Below are 14,430 nucleotides of genomic sequence, written 5' to 3'. Positions count from 1 at the left end.
TCTGATGCCGTGCCCCGGCGGGACGGTGAACTTGTCGGCGGACGACAGCCCTCGCGGGCTGATTGCTCCGGAGTGACGCAGGGAGCCGGGCCGCCGGGGCGCGACCCCCGTGATCGGCCGTAGCGCAACCCGTGGCGTGTGCGCGAGTTCGTGGGGCAAGTTGTCACGGCGACGCGATGAAGTTTTGCCTGACTGACAAGTACCTTTGCCTCCACGAAACTTCCGGACGGCGGCGTGGAAGCGGCCTCGGAGGAACTCGCCGGTTCGGCGCCCGGCGGGTCCCGCGCGGCAGCGGCCGTGACCGGGTGATCGGTGTCTCCCACCGGGTGAGACGAAGAGGCGAGGGTGCCATGAAACGGACCAGGACGGGGTTTGCCCTGGCAGCGGGCGCGGCCCTGGCGATCGGCGGTGCCTTCGCGGGCGTCGGCGCACCGCCCGGCGGCGGCGTCGGGCTCGCGCGGGCCGCCGGTGCCCCGGCCGACGCGGGGCAGGCGGTGTCGCTGACCCTGAAGTACCAGTGCGCGTATCCGCTCATCGGGAAGCAGCCGTTGAGCGTGAAGATCGACGCCGAGATCCCGAAGACGTTCCCGGCCGGCGAGGGGACGCCGAAGTTCGCCGTCCAGGCGGTGGCGACGGTGAACGCGGGCGCGACCAAGGGCCTGCGCGCCGTCTACGGCGAGACGCTGGAGGGCTCCGCGCTCGCCACCGCGACGGTGACGTCCCCGGACCACCCGGACGGCTCCCCGCTCGGCGTGACGATGGCGCTCGACAAGAGCGCGATCCCCGAGTCCGGCGAGTTCCCGGTGAACGTGCACGGCAACGCGCCCTCGCTCACCTTCACCAAGGCGGGACACGGCACGATCGCGGTGGGCGACCTCGTGCTGTCGCTGAGCGCCAAGCTCAAGGACGGCGGCGAGAGCGGCCTCGGTCCGTTCGAGTCCGAATGCACGCAGGACCCCGGGCAGAACAACGTGCTCGCCGAGTTCGACGTCGTCGGCAAGGAAGAACCCGCCGCCGTGTTCAAGCTCAAGGGCTCCACGCGCGTCAAGGCGGCGGGCGTGACCGTCCCGCTCACCGGCGCGCTCACGACGGGCTTCGACGCGGCCGGAAAGCTGACGGGCACGCTGGCGCTGGACAAGAGCGCGGTGCCGTTCAAGCTGTTCGGCTTCCTTCCGGCGAACTTCGACGTGGCGTTCGGCCCGGCCGTCCCGGCGACCGGGACGCTGTCGGCCGCGAAGCTGACGACGACGTCCGCGGTGCCGGTCAGCGTGCCGTCGGTGAAGGTGTTCGGCCTGGAGATCGGCGGCGGGCCGGACTGCCGCACGGCCGCCCCGGCGCAGATCGGGCTGGCCTCGGACCCGTTCGACAGGGCGTCCGGCGGCAAGCTCACCGGCACGTACACGCTGCCCAAGCTCCAGGACTGCGGGATGCTGACGTCGATCCTCAGCGCCGTCACCGCCGGTCCGGGCAACACCCTCTCCCTGACCGCCGCGCCGTAGTGGCCCGCTCAAAGGATTCGGCAGAGTCATGAGAATCTTCGCGAACGTCCGCGTCCGGCGGGCCGGCGCACGGCGGACGGCGCTCGCCGTCGCGCTGCTGATGGTGGCCGCGCTGTTCGTCGCGCCCGGCGCCCCCGCGTCCGCGGCGCCCGGCCGCGCGCCCTTCGACGCCGCCCCGCCCGGCGACGACTTCTACACCCCGCCGTCGCCGCTTCCCGCGGGTGCGCCGGGCGACGTCATCAGGGCGCGCCCGTCGAAGGCCGGTCCGCCGACCGCGCGTTCCCTGGCGAACGCGTGGGAGGTCATGTTCCTGTCGACGACCGCCGACGGGAAGCCCAACGCCGTGACCGGGACCGTCCTCGTGCCCAAGGGCGTCGACCCGGCGAAGGCGCCGATCGTCGCGTTCGCGCCCGGCACGTCCGGGCCCGCGTTCCGGTGCGCCCCGTCCAAGATGATCGACTCCGGCAGCTTCTACGAGCAGGCCATGCTCAACGAGCTGCTGAAGCGCAAGTGGGCGGTGGCCGTCCCCGACTACGAGGGCTACCACAAGGACCCGACGACCAGCTACATGACCGGCAAGGCGCTCGGCCACGCGGTGCTCGACGCCGTGCGCGCCGCGCAGCGCCTGCCCGAGGCCGGGCTGTCCAAGGACGCCAAGGTGCTGTTCCACGGCTACTCGCAGGGCGGCGGCGCGGTCATGTGGGCGGCGCAGCAGCAGCCCGAGTACGCGCCCGAGCTGAAGCTGATCGGCGTCAGCGGCGGCGGCGTGCCCGGCGACATCGTCGCGGTGGCGCTCAACCTGGACGGCTCCCCGATGTTCGGGTTCATGCTGTACGCCCTGATCGGGCTGAAGAACGCCTACCCCGAGCTGCCGTTCGACGAGCTGCTGACCGACAAGGGGCGCACGCTCGTCCAGAACATGCCGCAGAACGACTGCACGCTGGAACTCATCACGAACTACCAGAAGCTGACCGTCGACGACATCTTCACCAGCAGCCCGCTCGGCGACCCGAGCTGGAGCGGCCGGGCCGTCGAGAACCGGCTGGGCAGCACCGCGATCAAGGTGCCGGTGTTCCAGTACCACTCGAAGGCGGACGAGATCGTGGCGTTCTCCCAGGCGTCCCGGCTCCACGACAAGTACTGCGCGCTCGGCGTGCAGGAGACGTGGAAGACCTACGACGACCTGAGCCACATCACGCTGGTCTACCGGGGCAACGAGTCCGCGCTCGCCTTCCTCCAGGACCGGCTGGACGGCAAGCCCGCGACGTCGAACTGCTGACGCCGGGCCTCCCGGCCGGCCCTCACCGGCTGGCCGGGGGGCGCAGCGCGGTGGACATCGCGGCGGCCAGCGCCCGGTGCTTGGTGATGAGGACGGTGAATCCCGCCGCCAGATAGATGCCCGCCAGGACCAGGCGGGCCTGCTCGGACGGAATCGCGAACTGGATCGCGAACAGGACGAACAGGACCGCGGCCTCCCAGCGGCGGAACACCAGGTCGATCAGGAAGCCCAGGCCGAGGACGGTCTGCGCCGCCGTGAGCAGGACCTCCTCGGCCTGGCGCGCGTCCAGCGGCAGCGACCAGGCGCCGCCGCCCGCGCGGTAGGCGAACGGCAGGGTGCCGATGAGCAGCGTCCACTGGTTGACCTTGCTGGACAGCAGCGCGCCGATGCCGTCCGCGTCGCGCAGCCGCCACGCGTAGACGGTCGCCACGATCAGTTCGGGCGCCTCGGACGCCAGCGGCGCCAGCCACTGCACGAGCAGGAACCGGTCGATGCCCGCCGACGTGCCGAGGTGGACCAGCGCCTCGGCGAACGGTTCGGCGGACGCGAACACGATCACCGCGCCGAACACGAACCCGCCGCAGGTCGCCAACCGGCGCGGCACGGCGGGCAGGGCGGTGAAGTAGGCGGCGACGCCCATCGGCTCCTCGGCGGTGTCCGGGCCGCCGCGCGCGATCCGCAGGATGTACGCCACGTAGATCGCCAGCAGCGGGATCGACACGTACCAGCCGATCTCGTCGGCCAGCGGCGGCACGAACGCCACCACCGCCGCGAGCGACAGATAGCCCAGCTCGATCCGGTGCGCGGGGTACAGCGTCACGTCGCGGCGGGCGGACGAGCGCCCGTGGCGGCCCCGGCCCCGGCGGCGGGTGGCCAGCGCGAACGCCAGCACGACGACCGCCCAGCCGACGCCGATGAGCAGCCGGTTCGCGCCCGTCATGTTCGCCGCCGCGTACGCCGTGTACTCGGGACGATGCCCCGCCGCGTACGCGTAATAAAGGTCGACGGCGTACTCGGGCAGCACCGCGATCAACGCGAGCAGCGCCAGCGCGAGGGCGCCCGAGATGTCCGCCCGCGCGGTCTCCGACGCCCACATCAGGACGACCGCCGCCGCCAGCACGCCCAGCCCGTACACGAGCGTCGCGACGACCGGCGGCGGATGCGTCCCGGTCAGCCGCAGGACGAGCGCGGGCAGCGCCGCGGCCACCGTCAGGCCGACGCGCGTGACCGCCGTGCGCTTCTCCATACACAGGCGATGCCGCCGCGCGCGTCCGCGCACACTCCCCGGGCGGCAAAGATCAGCGCCGGGCGTCCGCCAGCGACGCGAAGGCGCTCGCGCGCAGCCGCCGGGACAGGTCGCGGTGGACGCGGTGCGCCCACAGCGGCCCGCCGTAGATCATCCCGGTGTAGCCCTGGACGAGCGTCGCGCCCGCCCGGACGCGCTCCCACACGTCGTCGGCCGTCTCGACGCCGCCGACGGAGATGAGCGTGAGGCGTCCGCCCGTCCGGTCGCGCAGGCGCCGCAGCACCTCGACCGACCGCTCCTTCAGCGGCGCGCCCGACAGGCCGCCGGTCTCCTTGACGAGGTCGGCGGACGAGCGCAGCCCGGTCCGGGAGATCGTCGTGTTGGTGGCGATGATCCCGTCCAGGCCGAGGTCGAGCGCGAGGTCGGCGACGGCGTCCACGTCCGCGTCGGCGAGGTCGGGCGCGATCTTCACCAGCAGCGGGACGTGCCGGTCGGTGACCTGGTCGGCGGCGGCGCGGACGGCGGCCAGCAGCGGACGCAGGTGCTCGACGGCCTGCAAGTTCCGCAGCCCCGGCGTGTTCGGCGAGCTGACGTTCACGACGAGGTAGTCGGCGTGCGGGGCGAGGCGTCCGGCGCTCGCGACGTAGTCCGCGGCGGCCCGCTCCTCCGGGACGACCTTGGTCTTCCCGATGTTGACGCCCACGATCGTCGGCGGACGGCGCCGCAGCAGCCGCCGCGCCGCGTCGATCGACCCCCGGTTGTTGAACCCCATCCGGTTGATCACCGCGCGGTCGGCGGTGAGCCGGAACAGGCGCGGCTTGGGGTTGCCGGGCTGGGCGGCGCCGGTGAGCGTCCCGACCTCGACGTGCGCGAACCCGAACGCGCCGAGCGCGTCGTAGGCGACGGCGTCCTTGTCGAACCCGGCGGCGAGCCCGAGCGGGCCGGGGAAGTCCAGGCCGAGGGCGCGCACGCGCAGCGCGGGGTCGCGCGGCGCGAGCAGGCGGCGCAGCAGCGCCGTCCCGCCCGGGACGGCCTGGACGGCTTTCAGCCCCGACATCGTCCAGTGATGGGCCGTCTCGGCGGGGACACGGCTGATGACCAGTGCGTACAGAAGTCGATACATCGCGTCCGATTATCTCAGCCCGGACGGAACGCCCGGCGAATCAGCTCCCGGACATCGCGTCCGGCCGCCCGGATCGGGTCCACGAACGTCGCGCGGATCCAGCGGGCGGGCGCGATGACGCACGTCCGCCACGTCGCGCGGACGGCGTGCCCGAGCGGCGTCAGCACGTACCGGTACACCGCGCGGCACGGCACGACCAGCAGATAGAAGAGGACGCGGCCCGTCGCGAACCACGACCAGCGGAGCGCGTGCCCGAGCGGCGTGAGGAGCCACCGGTAGGCCCAGACGAGCGGGACGACGACGAGGATCCGGAGCGTCCACAGGATCGCGTGCCCCAGCGGACGCAGCACGTACCTATATATCCAGACGCACGGCACGACGATCAGCACGCGCAGCGCCCGTCCGGCGGCGAACCACAGCCACGCGCACGCGAGCCCGATCGGTCGCAGCACGTACTTATAGAGCAGCATCAGCGGCAGGACGAGGACGTACTGCATCAGCAGCGCCAGGCCCAGGCCGATCGGCCGCAGCACGTACCGCCCGAACATCGCGACGGGCCACCACAGGACGCGCGCGAGCGGCACCAGGAGATAACGCCAGAGCGTCCGGCCGAGCCAGGCGAGCGGACGCACGACCAGCGTGTTCACCGTCCACCCGACGCCCCGCGCGACGAGGACGACCAGCTCCCAGAGCAGCCGGAACGGCAGGACGATGACGAGCGCGGGCACGCGGATCCACGCCGCGACGGGCGGCGGCTCCGGCCGTCCCTTGCCGGGGGGAAGAGGGGTCACAGGCCATCCTTGGAACGCCGAGACCCCGATTTCACCACAAAAACGGGCGCACTCAGACGAACGGGCGTCCGACCTCGTCCAGCGCCTCGTTCACCAGCGCGATCAGCGACCGTCCCGGATGCTCGTCGGCCCAGCGCTGCGCGCCCACCCGCACGGCCGTCAGGAACGCCGCCGCCAGCACCCGCGCGCGGATCCCGTCGGCGGGCAGGCCGTCGCGCGCCGCGATCAGCGCCGCCAGCTCCAGCTCCAGTTCCGCGAACCGCGCCACCTGCCCCTGGTTCAGGGACGGGTTGCAGTGCGCGAGCTGGATCTGCCGCAGCAGGCCCGGATGCAGCGAGAAGTCGGCGAAGACCTCGTGCGCGGCCGTGCGCAGCGCGGTCCAGGCGGGCTCCCCGTCCGGACGGGCGGCGAACCGGTCGCTCAGCCGGCAGCGCCACTCGATGTGCCCGTAGAGAAGGGCGTCCTCTTTGTTCTCGAAGTAGTTGGAGAACGTGCGGCGCGAGACGCCGGCGGCGTCGGCGATGGCCTCGACCGTGACCTGGTCGAGCCCGTGCTCGGCCGTCAGGCGGACGGCGGCCTCGTGCAGGGCCCGCCGCGTCGCCGCCTTCTTCCGTTCCCGCAGCCCGGGAGGCGCTGCCGTGGTCGTCTCCATCGCCTTTACAGCGTACCGCTCCCGTCGCGGCGCCCCCGAGCGCCGCGATCGCGCGGTCCGTCCCCGGCCCGGTCGACGGGCCGGGGACCTCATCCCCGTCGGCGCGGCACGCGCGGCGTCGAGACGGCGTGCGGGACGGTCGGTCCGCCCCGGCGCGCCCGCGCCGTCGGCAGCGCGGCCGGCGGAACCGCCCGGCCGGTGCCCCGCGACGCGCCCGGCGCGCCGCCGCGCGTCGGCGTCTTGCGCGCCCGCTCGCGCAGCTCCATCGCTCGCAGCACGGCCTCGATGCCGAACCGGGCGTCGGGGTCGGCCAGCTCCGGGCCGAGCGTCTGCTCGATCTTGCGCATGCGGTACCGGACGGTCTGCGGGTGGATGTGCAGCTGCGCCGCGATCTCGGCGGCCGTGCCGCGCGTGACGAGCCACGTCCGCAGCGTCTCGGTGAGCCGGTCCTGCTGGCCCGGCGTCATCGCGGGCAGCACGCCGAGGACCTGGTGGGCGAGCTGCTCCAGCAGCGCCGGGTCCGCCATCAGCCACAGCGTGACCAGGTGGTCGTCGCAGCGGATGACCGGGCCGTCCACCGTCAGCACGCCCTCTTCGGCCAGGTGCAGCGCCTGCCGCGCCCAGCGCAGCGAGTCCGCCGCGCGCGCCATCGGCACCGCCGTGCCGATCGCGATGCCCCGGCCGGGGAACGCCGCCGTCAGCATCGCGGCGCGCTCGGGCGTGGGCGGGCCGGGGAACAGCAGGTGCGGCTCGGCGTCGTCCAGGTCGACGAGCAGGTCGTCGTCCAGCACGCTCCGGACCTGGCCCGGTCCCGGACGCAGCGCCACCAGCGTGACCTGCTCCGGTACGGTCCACCCCGCGGACTCGGCCATCTCCATCAGCGCGGGGCCCGGACCGGCGGCGCCGTCCAGCAGCACGCGCAGCAGACGGCGGCGGCGCTCGTCCAGCGCGGCCACCGGGTGCGCCCGCGCCGCGAGGAACCCCTCCAGCGACAGCGCGGCCAGCTCGTCCATGAACGAGAACAGCGCGTCGGCCAGCCGCGACATGACCGCGGACGAGATGTCGTAGCGCGGCGCCACCTTCATGACGCGCCGCCACGCCACCTGCCCGCCGATGCGGTAGGCCGCCTGGAGGGAGTCCAGGCTCCGGCCCTCCATCGCCTCGTACTCGCCGAGCCGCCGCGCGGCCTCGCGGTGGGACGATCCACCGGCGGTCCCGCCGATGCGGTCGGCGAACGCCGTGAGGCTCTGCCGCACGCTGTCGTGCAGCACCTGGTCGTACGCGCGGTCGTACGGGCCGTCGCCGGCGCGCGCGTACTCGGGGATCGCCCTGCGGATCTCCGCGACGATCTCCTCGCACAGGCTCGGCAGCTCGGGCCGCATGAGCTGCGCGAGCCGCCGGGGCAGCGGCGACACCGGCGGCGTCGCGGCGCCGCCGGGAACGGCGCCGCCGGGAGTCGCGACGGCGCCCGGGTCGAGGGTTCGGGTCATGAGGGACACACCTCCAGAGCCGGCGCTCGCCGTTTCGGGCCGAGGTCGTCTCGGTGCGGGGCCGCACCGTCCTCGGGCCTGACGGATCCGCCGGCCGTTGTGCAGGGACCACGGCGGGGGGTGGGACGCACCGAGCGGGGACCCCTGCGCGCCGTGCCTGCCGTGATCCAGGACACGTCGACGCTAACCCGCGCGCCCGCGGGCGGTCCTTATGCCAGGTGAACAATCCGGGGACCCGAACGCGCGTCTGGTGACAAGAAAGTGGCCGGGCGTCCTGCGCGGCGGGCGAGTACTCACCTGATGACGAGTTTCCCCGGGAGAACACTGCGTTGCCTTCAAATCGGCCCGCGCCCGGGCCGGAGGGGTATTCGGGACCGTACCGGTTCGTTACCCTGCTGACCGAGTGGCGCACGTCACCCGCCGCTTATCAACTTTCGCGAGACTCCGATCAACGTATGGACGGCGCGTCCCGCCCCCCGGTAGTTTGCGCCCGTCGAAGCCCCTGATGGCCCCGGTACGACGGGCGGCCCGGCCCCTTTCTGTGACGCGTCCCCGCGGCAGTCGAGACGCCAGCCCTTTCAGTGGAACGCAAGAGGTAGCGAGTGAACGCCAAGAAGAAGTTCGGGTGGACCAGGCCCGCCGTGGCGGCGACCGCCGTCGGCGCCGTGGTCGCCGCGCTGACCACCGGCCTGGCCGGTCCGGCGGCGGCGAAGGACTGGCCGCTGAGCCTGAAGTACACCTGCGCGTACCCGATCATCCACAAGCAGGCGCTCACGATCGACATCACCGCGTCCATTCCCGAGGTGCAGACGCCGGGCAAGCCGTCCGCGTCGTTCCCGGTGAAGGCGGTCGCGCACCTCGACGCCAAGACGATGTCGGGCCTCGACCTGATCGGCGCGGCGTCCATCGAGGGCAGCGCGACGGCGACGGCGACGATCAAGACGCCCGGGCTGGCCGACACGGTGATCCACCCGGAGCTGGTGTTCGACAAGACCGCGATTCCCGAGAAGCAGCAGGCGTTCGACGTCAACGCGCACGGGATGACGCCGTCGGTCACCATCAAGGCCAAGGAGGGCGACAAGTCCCAGGTCTTCGTCAACGACCTGTGGCTGAAGGTCGTCGCGGTCGACGCCGACGGCTACACGATCGACCTCGGCACGCAGCCGGACGGGACCACGCTCGACCACGTCGTCTGCACGCAGGACACGGGTCAGAACAACCAGCTCGCCACCATCACGTATGGACCCGCGGACGGCGGCGTGGCCGACACGACCGCGCCGACGGTCCCGGCGAACGTGAAGGCGGCCAGCGCGGCCGATGGCAAGTCGGTGAGCCTCACCTGGGACCCGTCGACGGACCCGAAGGACTCCGACGGGTCGGCGGGCTCGGGCGTCGCCGGTTACCAGGTCTTCGACAAGGCGGGCAAGAAGGTCGCCGACGTCACCGACCCCAAGGCGACCGTCAGCGGCCTGACCCCCGGAACGGAATACGCCTTCACGGTGAAGGCCAAGGACAAGGCCGGCAACGTCTCCGCCGCGAGCGCGGCCGTGAAGGTCACCACGGCCGGTGGCGGCGGGACGGACGACACGACGGCGCCGTCGGTTCCGGCGAACGTCAAGGCGGCCGGTTCGGCGGACGGCAAGTCCGTCGAGCTGACCTGGGACGCGTCGGCGGACCCGAAGAACGCCGACGGTTCGGCGGGCTCGGGCGTCGCGGGCTACGAGGTGTACGACCAGGCCGGCAAGAAGGTCGCGGACGTCACCACCGCCAAGGCGACCGTCACCGGCCTGACGCCGGGCGGCAGCTACTCCTTCACGGTGAAGGCCAAGGACAAGGCCGGCAACGTCTCCGCCGCCAGCGCGGCGGTCAAGGTCACCACGGGCGGCGGCGGCGCCACCGACACCACGGCGCCGGGCGTTCCGGTGAACCTGAAGGCGGTCGGCTCGTCGGACGGCAAGTCGGTCGACCTGAGCTGGGACCCGTCGGCGGACCCGAAGAACGCCGACGGCTCGGCGGGCTCCGGCGTCGCGGGCTACGAGGTCTACGACCAGGCTGGCAAGAAGATCGCCGACGTCACCGACCCCAAGACGACCGTCACCGGCCTGACCCCCGGGACGGAGTACACCTACACGGTGAAGGCCAAGGACAAGGCGGGCAACGTCTCCGCCGCCAGCGCCGCGGTCAAGGTCACGACGGGCCCCGCCGCGGACACGGTCGCGCCGAGCGCCCCCGCGAACGTGGTGGCCACGCCCGCGCCCACGAGCGTGTCGCTGACCTGGGAGAAGTCGACGGACAACGTGGCCGTCACCGGCTATGAGGTGTACGACTCGTCGGGCAAGAAGGTCGCCGACGTCACCACCAACAGCGCGACGCTGAACGGCCTCACGCCGGACACCGACTACACCGTCACCGTGAAGGCCAAGGACAAGGCGGGCAACCTGTCCGGCGCCAGCACGCCGGTCAAGTTCCACACCGGCAAGGAGAGCACCGGCGGCGAGGGCGGCGAGTACGCCTTCAAGGTCAGCGGCTCCACCTTCCTCAAGGCCCCGAACGGCTCCGCCCCGCTGACCGGCGGGCTCATCGCCTCCGTCGACGGCGCCACCAAGAAGTACACCGGGGACCTGACCCTCAACCCGACCACGGGCGACTTCCGGATCCTCGGCTTCCTCCCGGTGCGGGCCGGTCTCGTCATGACGCCGCAGGGCAAGGTGACCGGCACGATGGACGGCAAGCTCGTCGCCGACGTCAACGTCAAGGTCGGCGTGCCGAGCCTCAGCTTCTTCGGGATCCCGCTGGCCGGCGGCGAGAAGTGCACCACCCGGACGCCGTCGGCGCTGCACCTGGAGTCGCCGGGCGCGTTCGACCCGGTGAAGGGCAGCAAGATCAGCGGCACGTACAAGCTGGACGAGCTGGAGAACTGCGACGGTCTGGAGCCGCTGCTGTCGGCGTTCACCGCCGGTGACGGCAACACGATCAACCTGAACGTCGTCGGCCGCTGACGCGACGGGCCCGGCCGCACGTCGCGGGCGGCCGGGCCCCTCGCCCTGTGAGGAGAACACCATGCGGCGTCTGGTCATCGGCGCGGCCCTGGCCGTCACGCTCGGCACGGCCGCCGCGGGCTGCGGTTCGTCCGGCGACAAGCCGCGCACGACGCCGCAGGCCGCGTGGGCCGCGAAGGTCTGCTCGTCGATCGGGCTGAACGAGGCGGTCCGGCTGCCGGCGGTCACCGAGGACGCGAAGGCGTACAAGGCCAACATCGCGGCCTTCCTCGCCCAGCTCGCCCGGCGGATGGACACGATGGAGGCGGGCCTGAAGAAGGCGGGCGTTCCGCCGGTCAGCGACGGTCAGGCGACGTACGACGCGGCGCTCACCAAGCTGGAGGGCGCGAAGACCGTCCTGAACCAGGTCCGGACGAAGCTGAACACCACGAAGGTCACCGACACCAAGTCGCTCCGGTCGGCGCTGGCCGGCCTGTCCCAGCAGGTGCTGGCCTCGGTGAGCTACACCGGCCCCCGGGACGACCTGCGGAGGAACCCGGCGCTGACCACGGCGTTCGACACGGTTCCGGCCTGCCAGGTCAAGAAGTCCTGACGCGGTTCGTCCGCCGCGCCGGGACAGTGGCACCCGTCCGTTCCCTTATCTCCCAAGGGAACGGGCGGGTGCCTTCCGCTTCCTGCGGCGGGTTGTCAGAACAATGCCAACGCCGTCAGCGGTTTCGAGCGAAAGCCGTATTCTCGGCGCCCTTCGCGACGCGGGAAAGTCGTGCCGTCCACCGCCGATCGTTCCCGCGTGAAGGACCCGCCCATGACCACCTCGAATGTCCCGGCGCCGCGCGGCGTGACCCCTGACAACGGCCCGCGTCCGCGCCGCATGGCCCGCGACCGGGAGACCGTCGCGCTGCGGCTGCTGCGCTCGGCGGCCCGCGCCTCGTTCGATCCCGACGCCGAACTCGACTGGACCGCGCCGTTCGACAAGGAGAAGCCGTTCCTGCCGTTCGAACGCGTCTCCCTGTACGGGACGCCGTTCTGGGACGGCCTCACCCACGCCCAGCGCGTCGAGCTGTCGCGGCACGAGCTGGCGAGCGTCTCCGCCGCCGGGATCTGGCTGGAGATGTGCCTGATGCAGCTCTTCCTGCGGTTCCTCTACGACGTGGACCCGCGCACCGCGCACGCCCAGTTCGGGCTGACCGAGGTCGGGGACGAGACGCGCCACGTCGTCATGTTCGCCAAGCTGATGGAACGGCTCGGCACGCCGGTGTACGGGCCGCCCGCGCCGGTGCGCAACGTCGGACGGCTGTTCAAGGCGCTCGGGTCGGGGCCGTCGATGTGGGCGGTGTTCCTCGTCGGCGAGGAGATCTTCGACCGGATGCAGCGGGCGGCGATGGCGGACCCGCTCGTGCAGCCGCTCATCCGGGAGATCAGCCGCATCCACGTCGTGGAGGAGGCGCGGCATGTCCGGTACGCGCGGGCCGAGATCGAGCGGAGCGTGCGCGGGCTCGGCCGGACGGCGCTGGCCCGGCACCGGCTCGTCGCGGCGGTCGGCGCGACCGCCACGCTGGAGTTCATGATCGACCCCGAGGTGTACCGGTGCGTGGGCCTGGAGCCCGCCGAAGGGCGCGCGATGGCGCTCGCCAATCCGCATCATCTTGCCACTCGTCACTGGCTCGGTTCTAAGATCGTGCCCTTTCTCGACGAGCTGGGACTGATCAGCGGACCCGGTGCCGCGCTGTGGCGCCGGGCCGGCCTGATTCGGTGAAAACACGACAGCGTCCCACGTCATGGGACGAATGAAAAGCCATGGAACGTGGCGCGTTCGCTTGTTTGTCAGCCGTCCACCCGGTTTGTAAATCGGCGGGAGGTGGAAGGGTCAAAAGTCTTCCGCCGCACACAATCGGGTGAGCGTGTAATACGTGATGCTTGGTGGTGGTCCATCAACATTCCTCGGGGGAGTGATCACGTGACCGCGACAACGCTCGACCATCGCCCGTTCGAGGCGATCCCGACCTGGGTCGGCACCCGGCTGCGACCCGTCGTGGAGGGCGCCGCCGACGAGCTGCTCGGCGAGCTGCTCGGCCGGACCGACGGCCCGCCGGGCGACGCGCCGCCCCGGCCGGGCAGCCCGCACGCCGAACGCCTCCGCGACGGCATCGTCGCCGGGCTCGCCCACTTCTGCGACCTGCTGGAGAACCCCGGCACCGGCTGGGGGCGCGTCGCGTCCTTCTACCGCGCGGCGGGCCGGCAGCTCGCCCGCGACGGCCGCGACCCCATCGAGTCGCACCAGACGCTGCGCCGGTCGGCGCTCGCGGCGTGGCGCGGCATCACCTCGCTGGCCGACGAGCTGGACCTCGACCACGACACGCTGCTGCGCGTGGTGGAGGCCCAGTTCAGCTACCTGGACGCGGTGTCGGCGGTCGTCGCCGAGGGCTACCGGGCCGAGTGCGGCGACGCGGCCCGCGACGAGCGGCTGCGCCGCGCCCGGCTGCTCGCGCTGCTGCTCGCCGACCCGGTCGGCGACCAGGGGACGATCGAGACGCTGGCCACGCAGGCCCGCTGGCCGCTGCCGTCGACGGTCGCGGCGGTGGCCGTCGCGCCCCGGCCCGGGCAGGTCGGACGCGACGACACCGGCACCTTCCGGCCGCCGCTGGCCGTCCCCGACGAACTGCTCGCCGACCAGGGCATGCCCGAGCCGTCGCTGCTGCTGCCCGACCCGGAGGCCCCCGGCCGCGCCGCGCTGCTGGACCCGCTGACGCAGGACTGGATCGTCGCGGTCGGCCCGACGGTGCCGCTGCCGCGCGCCCGCGAGTCGCTGCGCTGGGCGCGGGACACGCTGGTGCTCGCGCGGCGCGGCGCGTTCCCGGTCGACCGGCCGGTGCGCAGCGCGGACCATCTCCCGTCGCTGGTGGTGTTCCGCGCGGGCGAGCTGATCGACGACGCGGCCACGACCCGGCTCGCGCCGCTGTCGGGCCTCGCGCCCGCGCAGCGCGACCGGCTCACCGAGACGCTGCAGGCGCTGCTGGAGCACAACTTCAACGCGGCGCAGGCGAGCCGCCGGTTGCGCGTGCACCCGCAGACCGTCCGGTACCGCCTGCGGCAGCTGGAGGACCTGTTCGGCGACGACCTGCGCGATCCCCGGCGCTGCCTGGAGATGGAGCTGATCCTGCACGCGCGGTACGCGACGTCCGACAGCGCGCCCGCCGAAGTGGAACACGCCGTCCCGTAAGCGTGGCGACCCGGCCGTCCGGTTCTTCTGGGCGGCCGGGTTTCGCGTTTCTGGCACCCCTTTCTGACCTGCGCGTTCTTGGTTTTTTAGCAGTGTCGCGCGAGGTCTGTTCGGGAAAATGCTCGCTCCTG

At 72.6% G+C, this 14,430-nt stretch carries 11 protein-coding genes; 6 read left to right on the top strand and 5 right to left on the bottom strand.

From position 1 onward, the window contains the following. Positions 1–350: 350 nt before the first annotated feature. Positions 351–1,499, top strand: a complete 1,149-nt coding sequence (locus tag GQ466_RS30965) for a DUF6801 domain-containing protein (protein WP_202420946.1) — start codon at positions 351–353, stop codon at positions 1,497–1,499. 28 nt (positions 1,500–1,527) lie between these two features. Further along, a complete protein-coding gene (locus tag GQ466_RS22600) occupies positions 1,528–2,778 on the top strand; it encodes a lipase family protein (RefSeq protein ID WP_237418255.1) in 1,251 nt (416 codons plus the stop codon). Positions 2,779–2,800: 22 nt separating this feature from the next. Here GQ466_RS22600 and GQ466_RS22595 read toward each other — a convergent pair whose 3' ends face one another. From GQ466_RS22595 to GQ466_RS22575, 5 genes are all read right to left on the bottom strand, one after another. Next, positions 2,801–4,024 carry a sodium:proton exchanger gene (locus GQ466_RS22595; RefSeq protein WP_161105010.1) on the bottom strand — a complete coding sequence of 408 codons (1,224 nt, stop codon included), beginning with the start codon at positions 4,022–4,024 and terminating at the stop codon, positions 2,801–2,803. Positions 4,025–4,076: 52 nt separating this feature from the next. Beyond that, complete coding sequence (locus GQ466_RS22590) at positions 4,077–5,147, bottom strand: quinone-dependent dihydroorotate dehydrogenase (protein WP_161105009.1); 1,071 nt, start codon at positions 5,145–5,147, stop codon at positions 4,077–4,079. Between the two features lie 14 nt (positions 5,148–5,161). Continuing rightward, the gene (locus tag GQ466_RS22585) at positions 5,162–5,938 is read right to left on the bottom strand and encodes a hypothetical protein (RefSeq protein ID WP_161105008.1); all 777 of its coding nucleotides are present in this window, start codon (positions 5,936–5,938) and stop codon (positions 5,162–5,164) included. Between the two features lie 52 nt (positions 5,939–5,990). After that, positions 5,991–6,590 (bottom strand): TetR/AcrR family transcriptional regulator, encoded by a 600-nt coding sequence (locus GQ466_RS22580; protein ID WP_161105007.1) that lies wholly within the window; start codon positions 6,588–6,590, stop codon positions 5,991–5,993. Between the two features lie 89 nt (positions 6,591–6,679). Next, entirely contained in the window at positions 6,680–8,080 is a 1,401-nt protein-coding gene (locus GQ466_RS22575) for a PucR family transcriptional regulator (RefSeq protein WP_161105006.1), read from the bottom strand. 602 nt (positions 8,081–8,682) lie between these two features. Between GQ466_RS22575 and GQ466_RS31870 the strand changes: the two genes are divergently transcribed. The 4 genes from GQ466_RS31870 (at position 8,683) to GQ466_RS22555 (ending at position 14,299) form a co-directional block, all read left to right on the top strand. Then, the gene (locus GQ466_RS31870) at positions 8,683–11,079 is read left to right on the top strand and encodes a fibronectin type III domain-containing protein (protein ID WP_337193583.1); all 2,397 of its coding nucleotides are present in this window, start codon (positions 8,683–8,685) and stop codon (positions 11,077–11,079) included. 61 nt (positions 11,080–11,140) lie between these two features. Beyond that, positions 11,141–11,671: a hypothetical protein gene (locus GQ466_RS22565; RefSeq protein ID WP_161105005.1), complete on the top strand. Its 531-nt coding sequence runs from the start codon at positions 11,141–11,143 to the stop codon at positions 11,669–11,671. A gap of 213 nt (positions 11,672–11,884) precedes the next feature. Further along, entirely contained in the window at positions 11,885–12,835 is a 951-nt protein-coding gene (locus GQ466_RS22560) for an AurF N-oxygenase family protein (RefSeq protein ID WP_202420945.1), read from the top strand. Positions 12,836–13,036: 201 nt separating this feature from the next. Next, the gene (locus GQ466_RS22555; protein ID WP_161105004.1) at positions 13,037–14,299 is read left to right on the top strand and encodes a helix-turn-helix domain-containing protein; all 1,263 of its coding nucleotides are present in this window, start codon (positions 13,037–13,039) and stop codon (positions 14,297–14,299) included. The last annotated feature ends 131 nt before the right edge of the window (positions 14,300–14,430 follow it).

This window comes from Actinomadura rayongensis (assembly GCF_009831215.1).
Lineage (GTDB): Bacteria > Actinomycetota > Actinomycetes > Streptosporangiales > Streptosporangiaceae > Spirillospora > Spirillospora rayongensis.
The sequence above is the reverse complement of the archived record's forward strand: the minus strand, read 5'-3'. Positions and strand labels throughout refer to the sequence as shown.

Excerpts from the sequence above, each read along its gene's own strand:
- GQ466_RS30965 (WP_202420946.1), top strand. The coding sequence starts at position 351 with ATGAAACGGACCAGGACGGGGTTTGCCCTGGCAGCGGGCGCGGCCCTG.
- GQ466_RS22600 (WP_237418255.1), top strand. The coding sequence starts at position 1,528 with ATGAGAATCTTCGCGAACGTCCGCGTCCGGCGGGCCGGCGCACGGCGG.
- GQ466_RS22595 (WP_161105010.1), bottom strand. The coding sequence starts at position 4,024 with ATGGAGAAGCGCACGGCGGTCACGCGCGTCGGCCTGACGGTGGCCGCG.
- GQ466_RS22590 (WP_161105009.1), bottom strand. The coding sequence starts at position 5,147 with ATGTATCGACTTCTGTACGCACTGGTCATCAGCCGTGTCCCCGCCGAG.
- GQ466_RS22580 (WP_161105007.1), bottom strand. The coding sequence starts at position 6,590 with ATGGAGACGACCACGGCAGCGCCTCCCGGGCTGCGGGAACGGAAGAAG.
- GQ466_RS22575 (WP_161105006.1), bottom strand. The coding sequence starts at position 8,080 with ATGACCCGAACCCTCGACCCGGGCGCCGTCGCGACTCCCGGCGGCGCC.
- GQ466_RS22565 (WP_161105005.1), top strand. The coding sequence starts at position 11,141 with ATGCGGCGTCTGGTCATCGGCGCGGCCCTGGCCGTCACGCTCGGCACG.
- GQ466_RS22560 (WP_202420945.1), top strand. The coding sequence starts at position 11,885 with ATGACCACCTCGAATGTCCCGGCGCCGCGCGGCGTGACCCCTGACAAC.